This window comes from Taibaiella sp. KBW10, from assembly GCF_003852495.1.
In the GTDB taxonomy this organism is placed as follows: Bacteria; Bacteroidota; Bacteroidia; order Chitinophagales; family Chitinophagaceae; genus Edaphocola.
In genome coordinates this window covers 643,319-659,943 of the sequence record NZ_QAJI01000003.1, presented here as the reverse complement: position 1 = coordinate 659,943, position 16,625 = coordinate 643,319, and the positions used below count along the sequence as shown (strand labels likewise).

The window sequence follows — 16,625 nt, the reverse complement described above, 5'->3', positions numbered from 1 at the left end:
TCATTACTATGGATACACCCAAACTCATACAGCTCCAGGAAAAATATCGAAAGGCCCTAACAGAAGAAGAAAAAATAGATGTGCTTTCCGATATTACCTTAGAAATAAGAACAGAAGATGTGGAAAGGGCCCTGGTTTTAGCAGATGAGATCATGGAACGCTCCGAGAAGATCGGCTATGCTAAAGGGATTGGCAATGCATACAATCATAAGGGCGCCTGCTTTTGGATAAAAGGAGAGTATGAAGATGGTTTAGATGAACTGGCTGAAGCCTATTCCATAGCACGGGAGATTAATGATCAGTCCCTGGAAGCAAAAGCACTCAATAATTACGGCCGCATCTACCGGGAACTGGGCGATATCTCTAACGCTTTAGTACACTTTGAAGAAGCACTGGAGATCAATGAATCTTTAGGCGATGTCATTAATCAGTCGATCAACCTGACCAATATTGCAAACCTGTATTTAGACCTGGCCGATTATGATCCAGCGCTGGAATATGCCTTAAAATGCTTACCTATCTTTGAGAAAGATGATGATAAAGTGCGGTTGACGAGTATCTACAATACCCTGGGGAATATCTATTTTAAAAAAGAACTATTTCCACAGGCCTTAGACTATTTTAAACGCACACAAAACCTGACCGACGATAATACGCCCGCCAAAGCCCTTGCGAATAGTGGGGTAGGTAAGGTGTATTTTAAAATGAATGATTATGAAAAAGCGTCTTATTTTCTGAATATAGCTTTAGAACAGGCACAGGAATTTGCTAATGTAGAGTGTGAGATCTTATCGGAATATTATCTGGGTTGTATGTACAAAGAACAGTCTTTGTTTTCTAAATCCCTGGCCTATTTTGAGCGAAGCTTATACCTTGCGGAAGAGTTTTTGCGCAGGCAGGATATCCTGGGTATTCACGAAAAGATGTCGCAATTGTTTGATGAGTTGAACGATGTGCCCAAGGCTTATGAGCATATGAAGGCTTATGAAAAGCTTAAAGAAGAGATCTTTCATCAGAATACCTACAACAAGTTGCGCAACCTTCAGATTAAAAATAAGATCGAAGTTGCCAAGAAAGAGAAAGAAGTGGCAGAGCGTACTGCGGCCTTAAAACAACAGTTCATGGCCAATATGAGCCATGAGATCCGTACGCCCATGAATGCTATTGTGGGCATCACCCGGCTGTTGCTCGACAAGCAGCCAACCGAAGAACAAAAGAAATATCTCAACGTTATTCAGCAAAGTGCCGATAACCTTTTGGTGATTATCAACGATATCCTGGATTTATCGAAAATAGAGGCCAATAAAATTATTATTGAACATATCGACTTCTCGGTAAGAGACCTCGTGAACAGTACCCGGGAGATGATGGCTTTAAAAGCCGAAGAAAAGCACCTGGGATTTGAAGTCACGATTGCAGAAGATATCCCTGACCGTTTGGTCGGCGACCCGACGCGGCTTAACCAGATTCTGGTAAACCTTGTCGGCAATGCGATTAAATTTACCGAAAAAGGAGATGTGCAAATCAAGCTGACCACATCGGCGGTCAAAAATGATAAAATACATATCCGCTTTGACATATCCGATACCGGTATCGGGATTTCCAAACAGTACACCAATAGTATTTTCGAAAGCTTTACACAAGCGGGTAGCGATACCGCCCGTAAGTTTGGCGGCACGGGCTTAGGACTGACGATTTCCAAACAGCTTGTGGATATGATGAAAGGCCGTATAGAAGTGGAAAGCGAATTGGATCATGGTACCGTCTTTTCCGTATATCTACCCTTTGGGATTGCCGCCGTACAGACCCCGGTAAAAAAAGAAAATCTGGTGACGGAAGAAATGAAATCAGCGCTCAACCGTTCCCGTATCCTATTGGTAGAAGACAATGAATTTAACCGGATTGTGGCAGTAGAAACGCTGAAATCGCTACTGCCCGATATTAAGATCGATATTGCAGAGCATGGTGATATCGCTATTGAAAAGTTGCAGCAAAGAGATTACGACCTTATCCTGATGGATATACAAATGCCCGTAAGAGACGGCATCAGCACCACAAGATATATTCGTAAGGAAATGCCGGAACCTAAAAAGCATACCCGCATTATTGCGATGACGGCCAATGTATTGCAGGAAGATGTAAAAACCTATTTTAAGGAAGGCATGGATGCTTATATCTCTAAACCCTTCCAGACAGAGGAGCTTTTATTGAAGATGAGCCATCAGTTGGAAAACAGGGCATTGGTGGCGCAACAGGAATCGCAGGCTCCGAAAGAGTCCGAAAATAGTGCTTCTAAAAAACTGCACTTACCCGATCAGGTAACCGATATGCAGTTTCTGAAACAGTTTACGGGCGGTAATGTGGAGAAGCGCAATAAATACATCTCTATGTTCTTGGATAATTGCCCGAAGCTCATTAACCAGATCAATCAAGCGCTGGATCATAAAGATTATCCTGTTATGAAAATAGCGGCGCATTCTTTAAAACCGCAGATGAGTTATATGGGCATCAAAGAAGAAGTCAGTAATATCTACCTGATCGAACATGCTGCTGCAGAAGCCCAGCAGGAAGTGCTGCCCACCCTGATCAAACACCTCAATAAAGTGTGTACCCTCGCCTTTACGGAACTACAGGCGATTTTGCAGGCTTAGTACAGAGGGGCATAAAGCAGTATACACACCGGCTTAGCCCAGAATTGATGGTTCTGATTCATTTTTGTAAATTTGCGATTCATTTTATATAAATAATTCATATTCGTGAAGTTAAAATCACTGGAAATAAAAGGGTTTAAATCATTTGCTGATAAAACCCAGATTATATTGGACAATCCCATTACCGGCATTGTAGGGCCTAATGGTTGCGGGAAATCCAATATTATTGATGCCATTCGCTGGGTGATTGGAGAGCATAAGATTAAAGCCCTCCGTTCCGATAACCTGGAAGACCTGATCTTTAATGGTTCGCGTAGCCGTGCAACCAGCGGTATGGCCGAGGTTTCCTTAACGTTTGAGAATACCCGTAATCTTTTACCCACCGAGTTTACCACCGTTACGATAACCCGTAAGTTTTACCGCAGCGGCGAGAGCGAATACCGCCTGAATGATGTTGCCTGCCGCCTCAAGGATATCCATAACCTTTTCCTGGACACTGGTGTGAGCAATGACTCCTACGCCATTATCGAATTGGGTATGGTAGACGATATCATAAAAGATAAAGAAGGCAGCCGCCGCAGAATGCTGGAGCAGGCCGCCGGTATTTCTATCTACAAAACCAGAAAAAAAGAAGCAAAATCCAAGCTGGAAGCCACACAATTAGATGTAGACCGGATTGAAGATTTACTGTTTGAGATTACCAATAACCTGCGTACGCTGGAAAACCAGGCGAAAAAAGCAGAACGTTATTACCAGATTAAGAATGAATATAAAGAGGTAAGTGTGGAGTTGGCTAAAGCCTCTCTGGAAGCATTTAACGGCCAATACCAGTCCTTAAATGATCAGTTGGAAAAGGAAAGCGACCGTAAACTACAGATCGATGCATCGCTTGCAGGAGATGAGGCGGAGATCGAAGCCAATAAGGTAAAACTGACCCAACAGGAACATGAATTGCATGGGCTGCAAAAACGTTTTAATGACCTGCTTGCAGGGATACGCCAGTTAGAAGGCGATAAAAAACTCGCAGCACAGCGCTTAGACCATCTGCAAGACCGCGAAAAAAGCTTAAACGAATTTTTATCCGGAGCAGATGCACAGGTGGCTCAACTCAGAGAAAGCATACAATTTACCGAAAACCATCTGCAGGAAGAACAGGATGGCTTGGAGGATCTTAAAGACCAGCTGGAAACCCTCCGGGATTCATTAGATGATAAGCGCGATGCATTTGACGAAAAGAAAAAAGTATTAGAAGCCCACCGGCATACCTTTCAGCAAAACCAACGCAGACAATTTGATGCGGAAAAGATTGTAGCCGTTGCCGATACCTCTGTGGTGAACCTGCAGCGCAGCCTGCAACAGTTGATGGACGATAAGACACAGCGTCATACCCAATTGCAGGCGATTCAGACGGAAAAGAAACAACTGGAAGAACAATTGATCGATCAGCAGGGGGCTTTGCAAGAGTTGATTGCCAAACAGGAAGAAGTCAAAGAACGTATCCTGCATAACCAGGAAGCCCTGGAACAATTGCGGGTACAATCCGTAGCGGAAAACAGGAAACTGGATGCCAAAAGAAATGAACACGATCTTTTGCAATCTTTAGTGAATAGCCTGGAAGGATATCCCGAAAGCATTAAATTTCTGAACAAAAACAAAGCCTGGGGCAGCAAAGCACCGATCTTATCAGATGTGTTTCTGGTGAATGAACCCTATCGCTTAGCATTGGAAAATGTATTAGACAGCTATTTGAACTATTACGTCGTGACCGATGTCGCCGAGGCTCAGAAAGCCATCTCCTTATTGGACGAACACCAAAAAGGGAAGGCGAGCTTCTTTATCCTGGATGCATTAAAAGTGGTGGAAAAACCGCTGGACTTTGCTGCTGAAGGATTGGTAAAAGCATTAGAGGTAGTGACTGTAGATAAACCCTACCAGGCACTGGCAGCGCATTTATTAAGTAATGTATATGTCGCAGAAGAAACGGTAGATATTGCTACAATAGAGGTGCCGCAAGGCATTGTGCTGATCAATAAAAAAGGAAACATACTCAAGGGTACCTATACCTTATCGGGTGGTTCTGTAGGAAAGTTTGAAGGTAATAAAATAGGCCGTGCCAAAAACCTGGAGCGCTTAGAAAACGAGATTGAAACGCTGAGGCAAAGTACAGAATCCCTGAAAGCGGCGATTGATCAGAAGAAACTGGAAATATCGGGATACAATGAAACCCTGAACGATAAAGCAATTGATCAGTCTAAAGTTGCGATCAACCAACTGCAAAACCAGGTTTATAGCCTGAATAATAAGGCAGAACATTTGGAACAACTGGATCAGAACAGCATTAGCCGTATTCAGGATATCGAAGAGCAGCTGGCCGATACCCGTGGAAATGTAAGTGATAAACAAGAAGAATTAGATGAGATCAACGAACACTTGCAAAAACTCTTAGATCAGATTAAGGTTGCGGAAACCGACTTTCAAATGGTAGAAGCGGACTTTAATATGGCTTCCCAACAATACAATAATCAAAACCTGCAATATACCCGTCAGCAAAGCAAGATCGAAAACCTGAGGCAGGAATATAACTTTAAAAGTAATCAGGTAAAAGACCTGGAGGTACAGGTAACCAATAATAGAGGCCAGTTAAAAGAAACCGCGCAACAGATCAGCGATACCAGCGGTAAGCTGCACTTTGGAGACAATGAACTGTATGATCTCTTAAAACAAAAAGAGACCGATGAGAAATCATTGAGTGAGAAAGACCGTTTGTATTATGCTTTACGCAACAGCATTAGTGAACATGAAAGCCGCATCAGCCGCCAACGCAGAGAACGGGATAATGCCGATACGCTTTTGTCTTCTATCAAAGAGAAATTAAACGAAATGAAACTGCAACTCGCCGGAATGAAAGAGCGATTGCATGTAGAATTTAAAGTAGACCTGGATGAAGTGCTGGAGCAGGCCCGTGCCAATGAATTGACGGTAGAGGAATTGAATGCCGAAGCAGAGAAACTCAAAAAACGCCTGGATAACATCGGGGAAATAAATCCTACGGCGATCGAGGCTTACCAGGAAATGAAAGTACGCCATGATTTTATCATGGACCAAAAAGGAGATCTGGAAGAAGCCAGAAACACCTTGCTGGCAACAATTGAAGAGGTGGAAAACACGGCCAACGCACGTTTTAAAGAAACATTCGATAAAGTACGGGAAAACTTTGTACACGTATTCAAAGCCCTGTTTACTGAAGAGGATAATGCCGATCTGAGGCTGACCGATGAAAACAACCTGGCCGACAGCGGGATTGAGATTTACGCACAACCTAAAGGAAAGCGACCCAGTACGCTGACGCAGCTTTCCGGAGGAGAGAAGACCTTAACCTCAACGGCCTTCTTATTTGCAATCTACCTGATCAAACCGGCGCCCTTCTGTATCCTCGATGAGGTCGATGCACCTTTAGATGATGCCAACGTGGGCAAGTTTACACAGATGATCCGTAAGTTCAGCGATAACTCACAGTTTATCATTGTAACCCACAATAAGCAGACCATGTCTGCCGTAGATGTGATCTATGGGGTTACTATGCAGGAAGCAGGGGTGAGTAAACTGGTTCCTGTCGATTTCAGAAGTTTAAATTAACGATATATTCCTTCTTAGGCAAAGCAGCCGCTCATTTAGAGCGGCTGCTTTTTTTATTCTTCTGTCAAATTCTTGCTTTTCTTAACATAAAATTATATTTTTAGCGGCAAATTTGAAAAAGCAATGAAAAAAGGATTACTCGTGCTCTTGTGCATCGTACTGACGAGCGGCGCCTACGCCCAGTTTATGGCCGGACTTAATGCAGGATATGCACATGGTGCGTACTACAAAAAACCTTACCTGGGACTTGGATTGGAATTCGGATTTTTAAGAACTATCCGGATTGGTATTAATGCCGATGTATTAATGCCTTCTGTAGAAAGAACCCCTACGCCACTGTTTTATAAAGATGATAACTCAATGGCCGAAGAAGGAACCACTACCACCTTAAAGTATTTCACCTTTAGCCCGGAATTTAATATCAAGCGTTTCTTTGGTAAAGAAAGAGAAAATGCCTTCAATGGCTTTTATATAGGACTAGGATTTTCTTATAAAATGTTTAAATACAATCAAACGGTAGGCGACTACAATACGGGTGTATATAAATCTAATTTTAAAGCCGAAGAAGGGACCATTAAGCATCCGTTCTTAGGCGTTATGCTGGGATATGAATTTGCAGCGGGCCCCGGAAATTTAGGCGTGGAATTAAAAGCAGACTTACCGGCCAATGAATCAAACGGCTATGCTATTGAAGTAAAGTTGCCTGCAATGTTTAAACTTGGGGTAACCTACCGTTTCGGGAACTTTGCACCTAAGTGGTAAGCACATAAAATAAAGATTAAAAAAACCTTTGCGTCCCGGTCCATATGGACCGGGCTTTTTTTTGTAATATGGTTGCAGATAAGCGGTACCGCTGCTTGCACCACATGCCGTGGTATGGGTACACGTTCTGATCAGGACAAAACAAAATATTGGATTGCACGATATTTATAATTAAATTTGAAATACATTTTTTACTTGAAATGTATACAATTATATAGTCTTTTAATATGAGAAAAATTATACCCAAGCTGATATTGTTGCTTCTAGTAAGCCTTCCGGTTATGCTCTATGCGCAATATAACTTGCCCCAAAATAAGGTGTGGGTAATGAGCAAACATGCCGGCCTTGATTTTAATGGTACCCAACCAGTACCTATGAGTTCCCAGATAACCGAAACCGAATGTACTGCTGCGGTAAGCGATAGTTTCGGAAGTTTACGGTTCTATACCGATGGTTCCAACATTTGGAATCGCTTCCACAACATCATGCCCAATGGCTTGAATATAAATAATACCGGTATTGGTAATTATACCACGACGCAAGGCGCTTTGATCGTACCCGATCCGGGCAATGTAAACCGCTATTATGTATTCACTTTGAAAAGGTACCTGTATGTGAATGTGGTAGACATGAGCCTGAATAATGGTTTGGGAGACGTGGTGACCACTTATCCTTTAAAAGGCATTATTTGTCATGACACGCTCGGCGAAAAAATGGTGGCCATAAGGGGATGTAATAATAATGTATGGGTCGTGATCCGTGCAGATAGAAAGCCTGAATTTTATTCTTTTCAGGTGAAAACGACAGGGCTGGATACCATTCCGGTAATCAGTACCGCGGGTTATTTACCTTCAATTGCATATTATCAGGGACAAATGGCGGCCTCCTCCGATGGTACCAAAATCGTGACCTGCAGCACAAACGATCCTTCTTCGTTAGAGTTATTTAAATTTGATCATACCTCTGGTATTATATACCAATCTGAAGTGCTGGATAGTAATGCCAGGAGCTACGGAGTAGCCTTCTCTCCCGATGGCAACAAAATTTATTATGCAGATATGTCCGATTCGGGCAATTTTATTCAATATGATCTTATTGATCGCGTCCGGACTGTATTGGGTAAAGCGCAATCAATAACTCAGGTGAAATTGGGGGTCAATGGTAAAGTATATTTCATTTCAGAGATCGGATCTTTTATGGGTGTACCTAGTGATACCAGCTACCTAGGTTGTATCAATAAGCCAAATGTTTTCGGTCTTGGATGCCAGTTTGAATCGAGAGTACCTTCACTCTTTTTTCCGAACTCCGGTACTACAGGCCTGCAATTGAATTTACCCAATGAAGTGGTGATGGCCAAGCCTGCCGGCTCGGTGGAGCCCGCACTGGCCAATAGGATTATACTGGATACGCTGTTTTGTGCCGCAGAACCTTTTGCCGCATTTAACCTTCATGCATACCCCGTATTCACTAATTATATGTGGGATAATGGCACGACCGGGACCTCGAGGCCGGTTACCCATGGCGGAACCTATTGGGTGCGCTACAACACCATTTGCGGGCCCAGAACGGATACCTTTAAAGTGCGAACCAATAATATACCAAACCTGCAATTACAATATAATGCCCCGGTTTTGAGTACCCTCGGTACGTATAACAGTTATCAGTGGTACAAAGGCGGGCAGATCATCGCCGCTGCTACGGGTCCTAGTCTGACGGTGAGCAGTACTGGCTGGTATTCTTTAAAAGTAGGTGGTGGTAATGGCTGTTCCGATTCCGCAGCTTATTACGTAGGATCGGTAACCAGTATAGAGGACACAAAAAACGCAGCGCGTATCGATATCTTTCCTAACCCGGTACAGGATTTAGTAAAAGTACAAGCCGATAGACCCATCACGCTACGCCTGATTGATGCCAAAGGTCGTATCATAACTATAGAAAAAGGTAACAGCTTGTCGCTCGGCAGCTATGCCAGCGGGCTGTACTTTATACAAGTCATCGAAGCGAAAAGTGGCAGGATATTAAAAGTACAACAGGTTACGAAACGATAATTATCTATTAGTTTACCTCCTTAAAAAAGGCCATCCTAAATACGGATGGCCTTTTTTAGAAGTATGCATATTGTTTACAAAGCTTTAAAAAAGCGTACAATAAGCTGAAATAATTGTTCTTGATGATCCAGCGGTAAGGTGGCTGCACGGTCATAAATGTCGTGATAGGCGGCAATTCCGCCCTGAGTATAAATAAAGAATGCAGGAACTCCTTTTTCGGTAAAGAAATAATGGTCGCTGTTGGCCGCTTTTCCTCTGGAATGAACCTTAGAAAATAAATGACTTTCTGTATTAATAGCCTGTAATAAGGCAAATGCCTGCGGAAACTCCGTTGCATTCACCACGGTAATGCCCTCGGAACCCGTACCGGCAAGATCCGTATTGAGCAGGAATTTGATGCGCTCCAGCGGGATCAGAGGCTGCTCTGTAAAATATTTAGAACCCTTTAAGCCAATTTCCTCACCGGCAAAGGCAATAAAGACAATAGAACAGGCTTGTGGATGACGGGCATAATACTGCGCCAGATTAAGCATCATTGCGACACCGCTGGCATTATCATTAGCCCCCGGAAAATACACGTCCTTACCCATACCACCCAAATGATCGTAATGAGCCGTAATCACCAAAAAGCTATCCGGATACAAGGTGCCTTTTACCATTGCAGCCACATTAGCCGCTTTGAAGTCGGGTATCCAATGGTTCCGGATGTTTATACTTATTTTTTTTGGCAGCAGTGTGGCATTTGTATCCAATACCTGAATCCGCGTATAGGGCTGCACTTTTTCCGACGGGCTCCAGGTCAGCTTCCTGACCTTTTCTACAATCAGCAGCGGATCTTTCGCGTGAACGAAACTAAGACTGTCTTTTGGGCTCAGGGAGAATGTTCCTTTAAGGCCGCTGCTTTCGGCCATCACCAGGAAATCTTTACCCGGAACCAGTTTTTTATGATTGAGCGTAACAGAAAGCTTATCGGGGAACGTATTGGTGCTATAGGAAAAATACTGAAAATAGCCTTGCTCATTCAAAGGGACTAAGCCCTGTTGTTTAAATACATCAGCCAGGTAGACCGCAGCCTTTTGCATGCCTGAATGCGTATAGCCGCGCCCCCAGAAATATGGGGAACAGAGGGTATCCACAATTTTTCTGGAAAAGGCCATACTTTGGGCATCGGCCCGCTTCGACAGCGAACATAAAACGATCCCACAAATTAAGCTTGCTTTTATCCCGATTTTCATAAATATTCCGTTAGATGAATAGCGTGTGTGGCGTGAATGTAGCATAAAAAAATATTTATACAAACAACCTTCCTTTTTTCAGGAACATTTTACAAATTTGCAGGTTTACTTAAAAGATGTTTTATAAGTGTTTTAACCTCGATTTAACCGCCTGAGCTGTGCATATTATTTTACATTTGCTATTCCAAAAAGATTGATTGCTTAAGAATGTCCTTTTATAGAAAAATAACACTGTTATTATCCTTATCGATCCTGTTTAGTGTAATGGCCATTGCTCAGAAAATGAGTTTCACCAGCCAGGTCAGTGGCAGTACTGTCGGAATAAGGGAACAATTTCGGGTCACCTTTACCATATCCAATCCTACAGAAGCACTGGACTTCATGGAGCCCTTACTCAAAGATTTTATGATCATCGAAGGGCCTCGCCAGTCCAACAGCACCACTTTTGTCAGTATTTACGGACGCAATGAGGAACAATTGACCGTGAGTTACAGCTATGTGCTACAACCCAGGAGATTAGGCACAATGGTGATCGGAGCGGCGGGTATCCGTACCCAAAGTGGTCAGCAATTGAGCACCAAACCGATCCAAATTAAGGTAACGGCACAAAATCAGGGCGGCAACAGAGATGACGCCTTTACAGATGATATTGATAAGCAAATGGCCGAAACCATGCGCCGGAGACAGCAGATGCTGCAACAGCTTTTTGAAGAGCCGGAGGAGCCTCAACCCTTACCCATAGACGATATAAAAGGCCTGACGGCCGAGCATCTGGATGAAAATATATTCATACGTGCCGAAGTAGATCAAAAGAATCCCTATGTAGGCCAGCAGGTAAATGTAGTATACAAGTTGTATACGCGTTTAAAAATGTCCATGAGTCCTACAGCATTCCCGGCGCTTAATGGATTTTGGACGCAAGATATTAAACTGCCTCCCGATAGTCCGCCCGTTCAGGAAAACTACAATGGCAAACGCTACAACGTATTTGTTCTGAAGAAAGCCGCTTTATTTCCGCAAGAGGCCGGCACTTTAGCCCTTGATCAGGCCAAGGCACAAGGCAAGGTTGAAGTGGCAGAATATATAGGAGCCAACCGTTATATGCCCACCTGGGTTGATGTTTCACTGGAGAGCCCTATTGTTCCTATAACCGTAAAGCCTTTACCCGCGCCCAATAAGCCGGCTGATTTCTCCGGAGGCCTGGGGGAATTTACGATAGCAACAAATTTAAGCAACCGGAAATTTTCTACCGACGATGTCGTTCAATTGGTGCTTACAGTAGCAGGCAATGGTAATATAGGATTAATCAGTGCGCCGCAACTGGCTTTACCCACCGGACTTTCGGTCATTGATCCGGAAGTAAAAGACAGTATTGTCGATATTATGCCCAAACTGCTGGGCACAAAACAATTTATCTACCAGATTAGCGCCGATAGTGCCGGAACCTATACCATTCCTTCCATGCGCTTTTCCTATTTTGATATCAGTACCAATCAATATAAAGTGTTGCATACCGATTCTTTTCAGGTATCCGTGAGCAAGGGCACAAAACCAAAAATAGTGAAAGGTGATGCCATCGACCAGATGAAGGATATTCATGGACTGATGTCATCCAATCCCTCTTTTAACGGAAGCTCTGTACCCCTTTGGCGGCGCGGCTTTTATTGGGGCCTATACCTGCTTACCGGACTTGTATTGGGGCTGCTGTTATGGAGACAGCATCGTAAGCGCTACAAGGAGCAACATGCCGATGTCTTTAAACAAAAGACCGCCAATAAAGAAGCCTGGAAGCGTTTGGCCACTGCCCGAAATGCAATACAACACAGCAAGCATACGGTATTTTATGAAGAAGTCTCTAAAGCAGTTTGGTTATACCTTAGTGATAAACTGGGTATTTCCCTGAGTGAGTTGAGTAAAGAGAATGTAGCACAGAAACTACGATTTAAGCAGATTGAAGAAAACCTGATTGAGCAAACACTGGCCTTAATTACCGAATGTGAAATGGCCTTGTATAGCCCTGTGGGCGGTCAGCAGCAGAAGCAGCAGACTTTGGAGGAAGCCGTCCGGATAATTGGCATATTTGAAAATCAGTTTAAAAAGAAATAAGCATGAAACGTATATTGTTATGGATGATCGTAATGTTGTACGCCGGTTTCGGAAACGCGGCACCGGATACCTATGCACAATACTGGCAGGAAGCCAATCGCGCTTATGAAGCACAACAATACCAGCATGCCATCGATAATTATGAAAAGATTGTTGCCGATTCTGTAGCAGATGATGCCGTTTATTATAACCTTGGAAGTGCCTATTATCGTAATAAGCAAACAGGAAAAGCCGTTTTGAATTATAAACGTGCTTTACGCTTAAATGCCGGGAATAAGATGGCTCGGGAGAATATTGCATTTATTCACCAAAAAACGCCCAAAGCAATCGTCGCCCTGCAGGAGTTGTTTATTGTAAAAGCATACCATACTGTACTCCGTATGATTTCGGCCAATGCCTGGGCTATCGTGGCACTGACTTGCTTTATCGCGACAGCAGCGCTTGTGTACCGCATACGGGTTAAAAAGATCCGTTTTGGCTACCGCTGGTTGAGTCTTAGCCTTGTGTTGACCTTACTGGTGATGAGTTTTGCCTTTACCGCATATCAAAATAACCAAAACCGTTCAGAAGGGGTCGTATGTCATAATAATGCCTTTTTATATGATAAAAATAATATGGCCGTAGTGAAAGGAAGTATTCCAGAGGGTACCGTCTTTATTTTATCCGGGGCAGAAAAAGAATCCCGCGTCTATATAACACTGGCAAATGGCAGTGAAGGCTGGATAGATAAAACCGATATAGAAATTATTTAAACTCTGAAAAAAAATCAGCAACTTTGCAGGGCTAAAAATAAAAAGAGAACATGAATAAGCATAACATCAATATAAACGTAATCCTGGACAATGATAAAATGCCCGAGCATATCGATTGGGCTGCATCCGGAGCCGGTTCAGAAACCAATCAGGCTAAGGCGGTACTTTTATCTTTGTGGGATGGTCAGGAGAAAACAGCCATGCGTATAGACTTGTGGACCAAACGCATGATGGTCGATGAGATGAACGATTTCTTTTTTCAGACCATGATGACCATGGCCGATACTTTCGTAAGAGCAACCCGTAATGAAGAACTGGGCACAGAATTTAAGGAGTTTGCCCGCGGGTTTAAGAAAAAAGCCGATCAGGCATTAATGGACGAAGAGGGGAAAAAGAACGCCGGTTAAGCGACCGCTTGTATTAGGTTTAAATATAACATAACGCAGTATTAACGCAGCGGTGAAAAGATCTCTTTTACCTTTGCTGTAGAAACAACCCTACTTGAACAATAGATTTAAAATATTAGGCACTAAAGTCACCGTAATTCTACTGGCGCTACAGATCATGAATATGAGCGTCTTTAGTGCAGGATATTATTTTAAAACAACCAATGAAAAAGGACAGAAGGTTACGATGTTTAACCAGATCGATTCCTTATTGGAGTATATTGTTGAGGTCGCCTTTGAGCAAGTGAATGCCTTTCCTGAAGGAAAGGAACATACCGAACAACATCACCCCCTGAAACATATTATAAAAACAGCTAAATTTTTTGATGTTACCGTACAGGAGATCAAGAAATTTGAGCTCAATACCGTACCCGATTACGCCCATATCCGGTATACAGAATATTCCAATCAGTACAATTTTCTTTACTTCAAAGAAATCAATCCACCTCCCCCCAAACTTGTTTAATTAGATAGATTAATATTTCCCTTCAGAGAGTATTAATATTTTAATTATTTTGTATATTGCTTATGCATATACAATCCTTTTTATTTTAATCTTATAATTAAATGAAGCCATCATCATATATGAGCTTTGCGTTCGCATTGCTCCTTATTTTGGGCACCTGCATAAGCGGTCATGCCCAAGGGGATACTGTACAGGTAACCTGCGCGGAACTCGAAAAGACCTTTCTTGAAAAGAATTTATTATTGCTGGCACAACATTATCAGGTCGATGCAGATAAGGCACTGATTGCCCAGGCCAGGCTATGGGATAATCCGGTATTGAGTACCGATCAGAATGTGTATACCAATAAGCGCTTTTTTCAACATGGCTTCAATCCCGACGGTAGTCCAAGAGGACAGGTATTTGTTCAAGTAGAACAGTTGATCCAATTGGGAGGCAAGCGTGCTAAGAACGTAGCCATTGCCAGTACCAATGCCACCATTAGCGAATGGCAGTTCAACGATTTAATGCGCAACCTCAAACTACAGCTGAGAAGCAATTATTATACCCTCATACAGACCTTCAACCTGGCACAATTGTATCGGGAAGAAGATCAGCACTTAACACAATTGATCAATGGCATGTCCGCGCAGCTACAGGCAGGAAATATTGCCCGTAAAGATTTACTGCGCCTGCAGGCCTTGCAGCTGACCTTACATCAGAAAATATCAGAAAATGATCAGCAGATGGAGGATATGGAGAGCAGTCTTAGAACCCTGTTGCAGGCGGCGCCGACCAGTGTGTATGTTCCTTCGGAAAAAATGGCGAATAAAGTAACCGTACCACAATTGCAGGAAGCCATAGATTCTGCACTGCGCAACAATCCCGAGTATAAAATCGAAAATTACCGTTTGCAGGGAGAGCAGCAAAACCTGGGGCTGCAAAAAGCCATGGCCATTCCGGACCTGACGATTTCACCCAGCTACGATCAGAATAGTAATTTCGCCGTCAATTACTGGGGCTTAGGCCTTAGCATACCCCTGCCGGTGTTTAACCGCAACCAGGGCAATATCAAGTCCGCTCGATACCAGATCAAAGCACAGGAAGCCGTATTGGGCAACAAAAGCATTAGCCTGCAAAACGATGTTGCGGCAGCCTATAATAAATTGTTGGCCCTGCAACGCATGAATGCCGGCAATCAGGACAAGTTCTACCTGGACTATGATGCTTTATACGACAATATCGTGCAAAGCTATAAGCAAAGGCAATTGAGTCTGGTTGAGTTTATCGACTATCATCAGGCCTACCTGGACGTTATGGGGCAAAAATCAAACCTTGCCTTACAATTACAGTTGGCCAAAGAAGAACTCAATTTCCAGTCCGGTACCGATCTTGTAAAATAATTTTTTCCAAAATTAAAAAATTGTAAAATGAACTTTAAAATAAGCATCCCTGTTTTATTAATGATTGTGCTGGCAGCGGCTTGCGGCACTAAAGAGCAGCCACCCGTAGTAAGCGATAAATATGTGTTGAGCGATACCATGATGAATATGATACAACTGGATTCGGTACGCACGAGTACCGTTGTAGACCAGTTAGTACTGACCGGTAGCGTAAGCTTTAATGAAAATAATGTAGTGAATATCTTTCCCCGAAGCAGTGGGCAAATCGTGTCTACCAATGTGTCTCTTGGCGATTATGTACGCAGAGGACAGGTGCTGGCAGTAATCAGAAGCGCGGAAGTCGCGGGCAGTTACAGCGAATTAAATAGTGCCAATGCGGATATTTCTATTGCCAAAAGGGAAATGGAAAGTGCGGAAGGCTTGTATAAAAACGGGATCAGCAGCGAAAGAGAATATGTAGAAGCCAAACAGAATTACCAAAAGACCCTGGCACAAGCCAGCAAAATAAAAGCGGAGATCAGTATTAATGGCGGTAGCGGGGCCACACAAAGTGGGAACTATACGCTTACTGCGCCAATAGATGGTTATGTGGTGGCTAAGAATGCGACCACAGGTGCTTTTATCCGTTCCGATGACGGTAAAAATATCTTTACCGTGTCCAACCTGAATAATGTTTGGGTAAATGCCAACGTGTATGAATCGGACATTCCGAAAGTAAAGCAAGGCTATAGCGTAAAGATTATTCCGATGTCTTATCCCGACAAAACGTTTGAAGGTAAAATAGAAAAAGTAGGTGATGTATTGGATCCTGAAAATAAGGCCATGTCCGTAAGGATCAGCTTGGCCAATAAAGACATGTTGCTGAAGCCGGAAATGTTTGTAAAAGTGATCGTGGAAAATACACAGGGCGGCATGGCTACCTGTATTCCGGCCAGTTCCCTGGTATCTATCGATAGTAAAAATTATGTGGTCGTCTTTAATAGTAAAAGTGATGTAAAAATTGCAGAGGTTACTGTACTCAAAAAAAGCAATGACCTTGTTTTTATACAAAGTGCAGATCTTAAAGTAGGGCAAAAAGTAGTCACCAAATATCAATCCCTGATTTTTGAAGAATTACAAAAGTATTAAGGAGCAGGTATCA

11 protein-coding genes are annotated in these 16,625 nt (G+C 43.0%); 10 read left to right on the top strand and 1 reads right to left on the bottom strand.

The features are described from left to right. The first annotated feature begins 8 nt into the window (after positions 1 to 8). The 4 genes from DBR32_RS07130 to DBR32_RS07115 all read left to right on the top strand — a co-directional run bounded on the left by DBR32_RS07130 (position 9) and on the right by DBR32_RS07115 (position 9,097). Entirely contained in the window at positions 9 to 2,651 is a 2,643-nt protein-coding gene (locus DBR32_RS07130) for a tetratricopeptide repeat protein (RefSeq protein WP_124635597.1), read from the top strand. A 105-nt stretch (positions 2,652 to 2,756) separates the two neighbouring features. After that, on the top strand, positions 2,757 to 6,287 hold the full coding sequence (gene smc, locus DBR32_RS07125; protein ID WP_124635596.1) for a chromosome segregation protein SMC: 3,531 nt from the start codon (positions 2,757 to 2,759) through the stop codon (positions 6,285 to 6,287). A 123-nt stretch (positions 6,288 to 6,410) separates the two neighbouring features. Further along, complete coding sequence (locus DBR32_RS07120; RefSeq protein ID WP_124635595.1) at positions 6,411 to 7,049, top strand: hypothetical protein; 639 nt, start codon at positions 6,411 to 6,413, stop codon at positions 7,047 to 7,049. 227 nt (positions 7,050 to 7,276) lie between these two features. Next, positions 7,277 to 9,097 (top strand): T9SS type A sorting domain-containing protein, encoded by a 1,821-nt coding sequence (locus DBR32_RS07115; RefSeq protein WP_124635594.1) that lies wholly within the window; start codon positions 7,277 to 7,279, stop codon positions 9,095 to 9,097. Between the two features lie 74 nt (positions 9,098 to 9,171). Here DBR32_RS07115 and DBR32_RS07110 read toward each other — a convergent pair whose 3' ends face one another. Then, complete coding sequence (locus DBR32_RS07110; RefSeq protein ID WP_233559681.1) at positions 9,172 to 10,332, bottom strand: M28 family metallopeptidase; 1,161 nt, start codon at positions 10,330 to 10,332, stop codon at positions 9,172 to 9,174. Between the two features lie 207 nt (positions 10,333 to 10,539). On the opposite strand from DBR32_RS07110, the gene DBR32_RS07105 reads away from it, so the two are divergent. From DBR32_RS07105 to DBR32_RS07080, 6 genes are all read left to right on the top strand, one after another. Further along, positions 10,540 to 12,438, top strand: a complete 1,899-nt coding sequence (locus DBR32_RS07105; protein ID WP_124635593.1) for a BatD family protein — start codon at positions 10,540 to 10,542, stop codon at positions 12,436 to 12,438. Positions 12,439 to 12,440: 2 nt separating this feature from the next. Further along, positions 12,441 to 13,190, top strand: a complete 750-nt coding sequence (locus DBR32_RS07100) for a c-type cytochrome biogenesis protein (protein ID WP_124635592.1) — start codon at positions 12,441 to 12,443, stop codon at positions 13,188 to 13,190. 50 nt (positions 13,191 to 13,240) lie between these two features. Then, on the top strand, positions 13,241 to 13,597 hold the full coding sequence (gene gldC, locus DBR32_RS07095) for a gliding motility protein GldC (protein WP_124635591.1): 357 nt from the start codon (positions 13,241 to 13,243) through the stop codon (positions 13,595 to 13,597). A 94-nt stretch (positions 13,598 to 13,691) separates the two neighbouring features. Further along, entirely contained in the window at positions 13,692 to 14,102 is a 411-nt protein-coding gene (locus tag DBR32_RS07090; protein ID WP_124635590.1) for a hypothetical protein, read from the top strand. A 101-nt stretch (positions 14,103 to 14,203) separates the two neighbouring features. Beyond that, positions 14,204 to 15,484: a TolC family protein gene (locus tag DBR32_RS07085; RefSeq protein ID WP_124635589.1), complete on the top strand. Its 1,281-nt coding sequence runs from the start codon at positions 14,204 to 14,206 to the stop codon at positions 15,482 to 15,484. A gap of 27 nt (positions 15,485 to 15,511) precedes the next feature. Next, positions 15,512 to 16,612, top strand: a complete 1,101-nt coding sequence (locus DBR32_RS07080) for an efflux RND transporter periplasmic adaptor subunit (protein WP_124635588.1) — start codon at positions 15,512 to 15,514, stop codon at positions 16,610 to 16,612. The last annotated feature ends 13 nt before the right edge of the window (positions 16,613 to 16,625 follow it).

What these genes read in the sequence shown, in the direction of transcription:
- DBR32_RS07130 (WP_124635597.1), top strand. Translation starts at nt 9, where the DNA reads ATGGATACACCCAAACTCATACAGCTCCAGGAAAAATATCGAAAGGCC.
- DBR32_RS07120 (WP_124635595.1), top strand. Translation starts at nt 6,411, where the DNA reads ATGAAAAAAGGATTACTCGTGCTCTTGTGCATCGTACTGACGAGCGGC.
- DBR32_RS07115 (WP_124635594.1), top strand. Translation starts at nt 7,277, where the DNA reads ATGAGAAAAATTATACCCAAGCTGATATTGTTGCTTCTAGTAAGCCTT.
- DBR32_RS07110 (WP_233559681.1), bottom strand. Translation starts at nt 10,332, where the DNA reads ATGAAAATCGGGATAAAAGCAAGCTTAATTTGTGGGATCGTTTTATGT.
- DBR32_RS07105 (WP_124635593.1), top strand. Translation starts at nt 10,540, where the DNA reads ATGTCCTTTTATAGAAAAATAACACTGTTATTATCCTTATCGATCCTG.
- DBR32_RS07100 (WP_124635592.1), top strand. Translation starts at nt 12,441, where the DNA reads ATGAAACGTATATTGTTATGGATGATCGTAATGTTGTACGCCGGTTTC.
- gldC (WP_124635591.1), top strand. Translation starts at nt 13,241, where the DNA reads ATGAATAAGCATAACATCAATATAAACGTAATCCTGGACAATGATAAA.
- DBR32_RS07085 (WP_124635589.1), top strand. Translation starts at nt 14,204, where the DNA reads ATGAAGCCATCATCATATATGAGCTTTGCGTTCGCATTGCTCCTTATT.
- DBR32_RS07080 (WP_124635588.1), top strand. Translation starts at nt 15,512, where the DNA reads ATGAACTTTAAAATAAGCATCCCTGTTTTATTAATGATTGTGCTGGCA.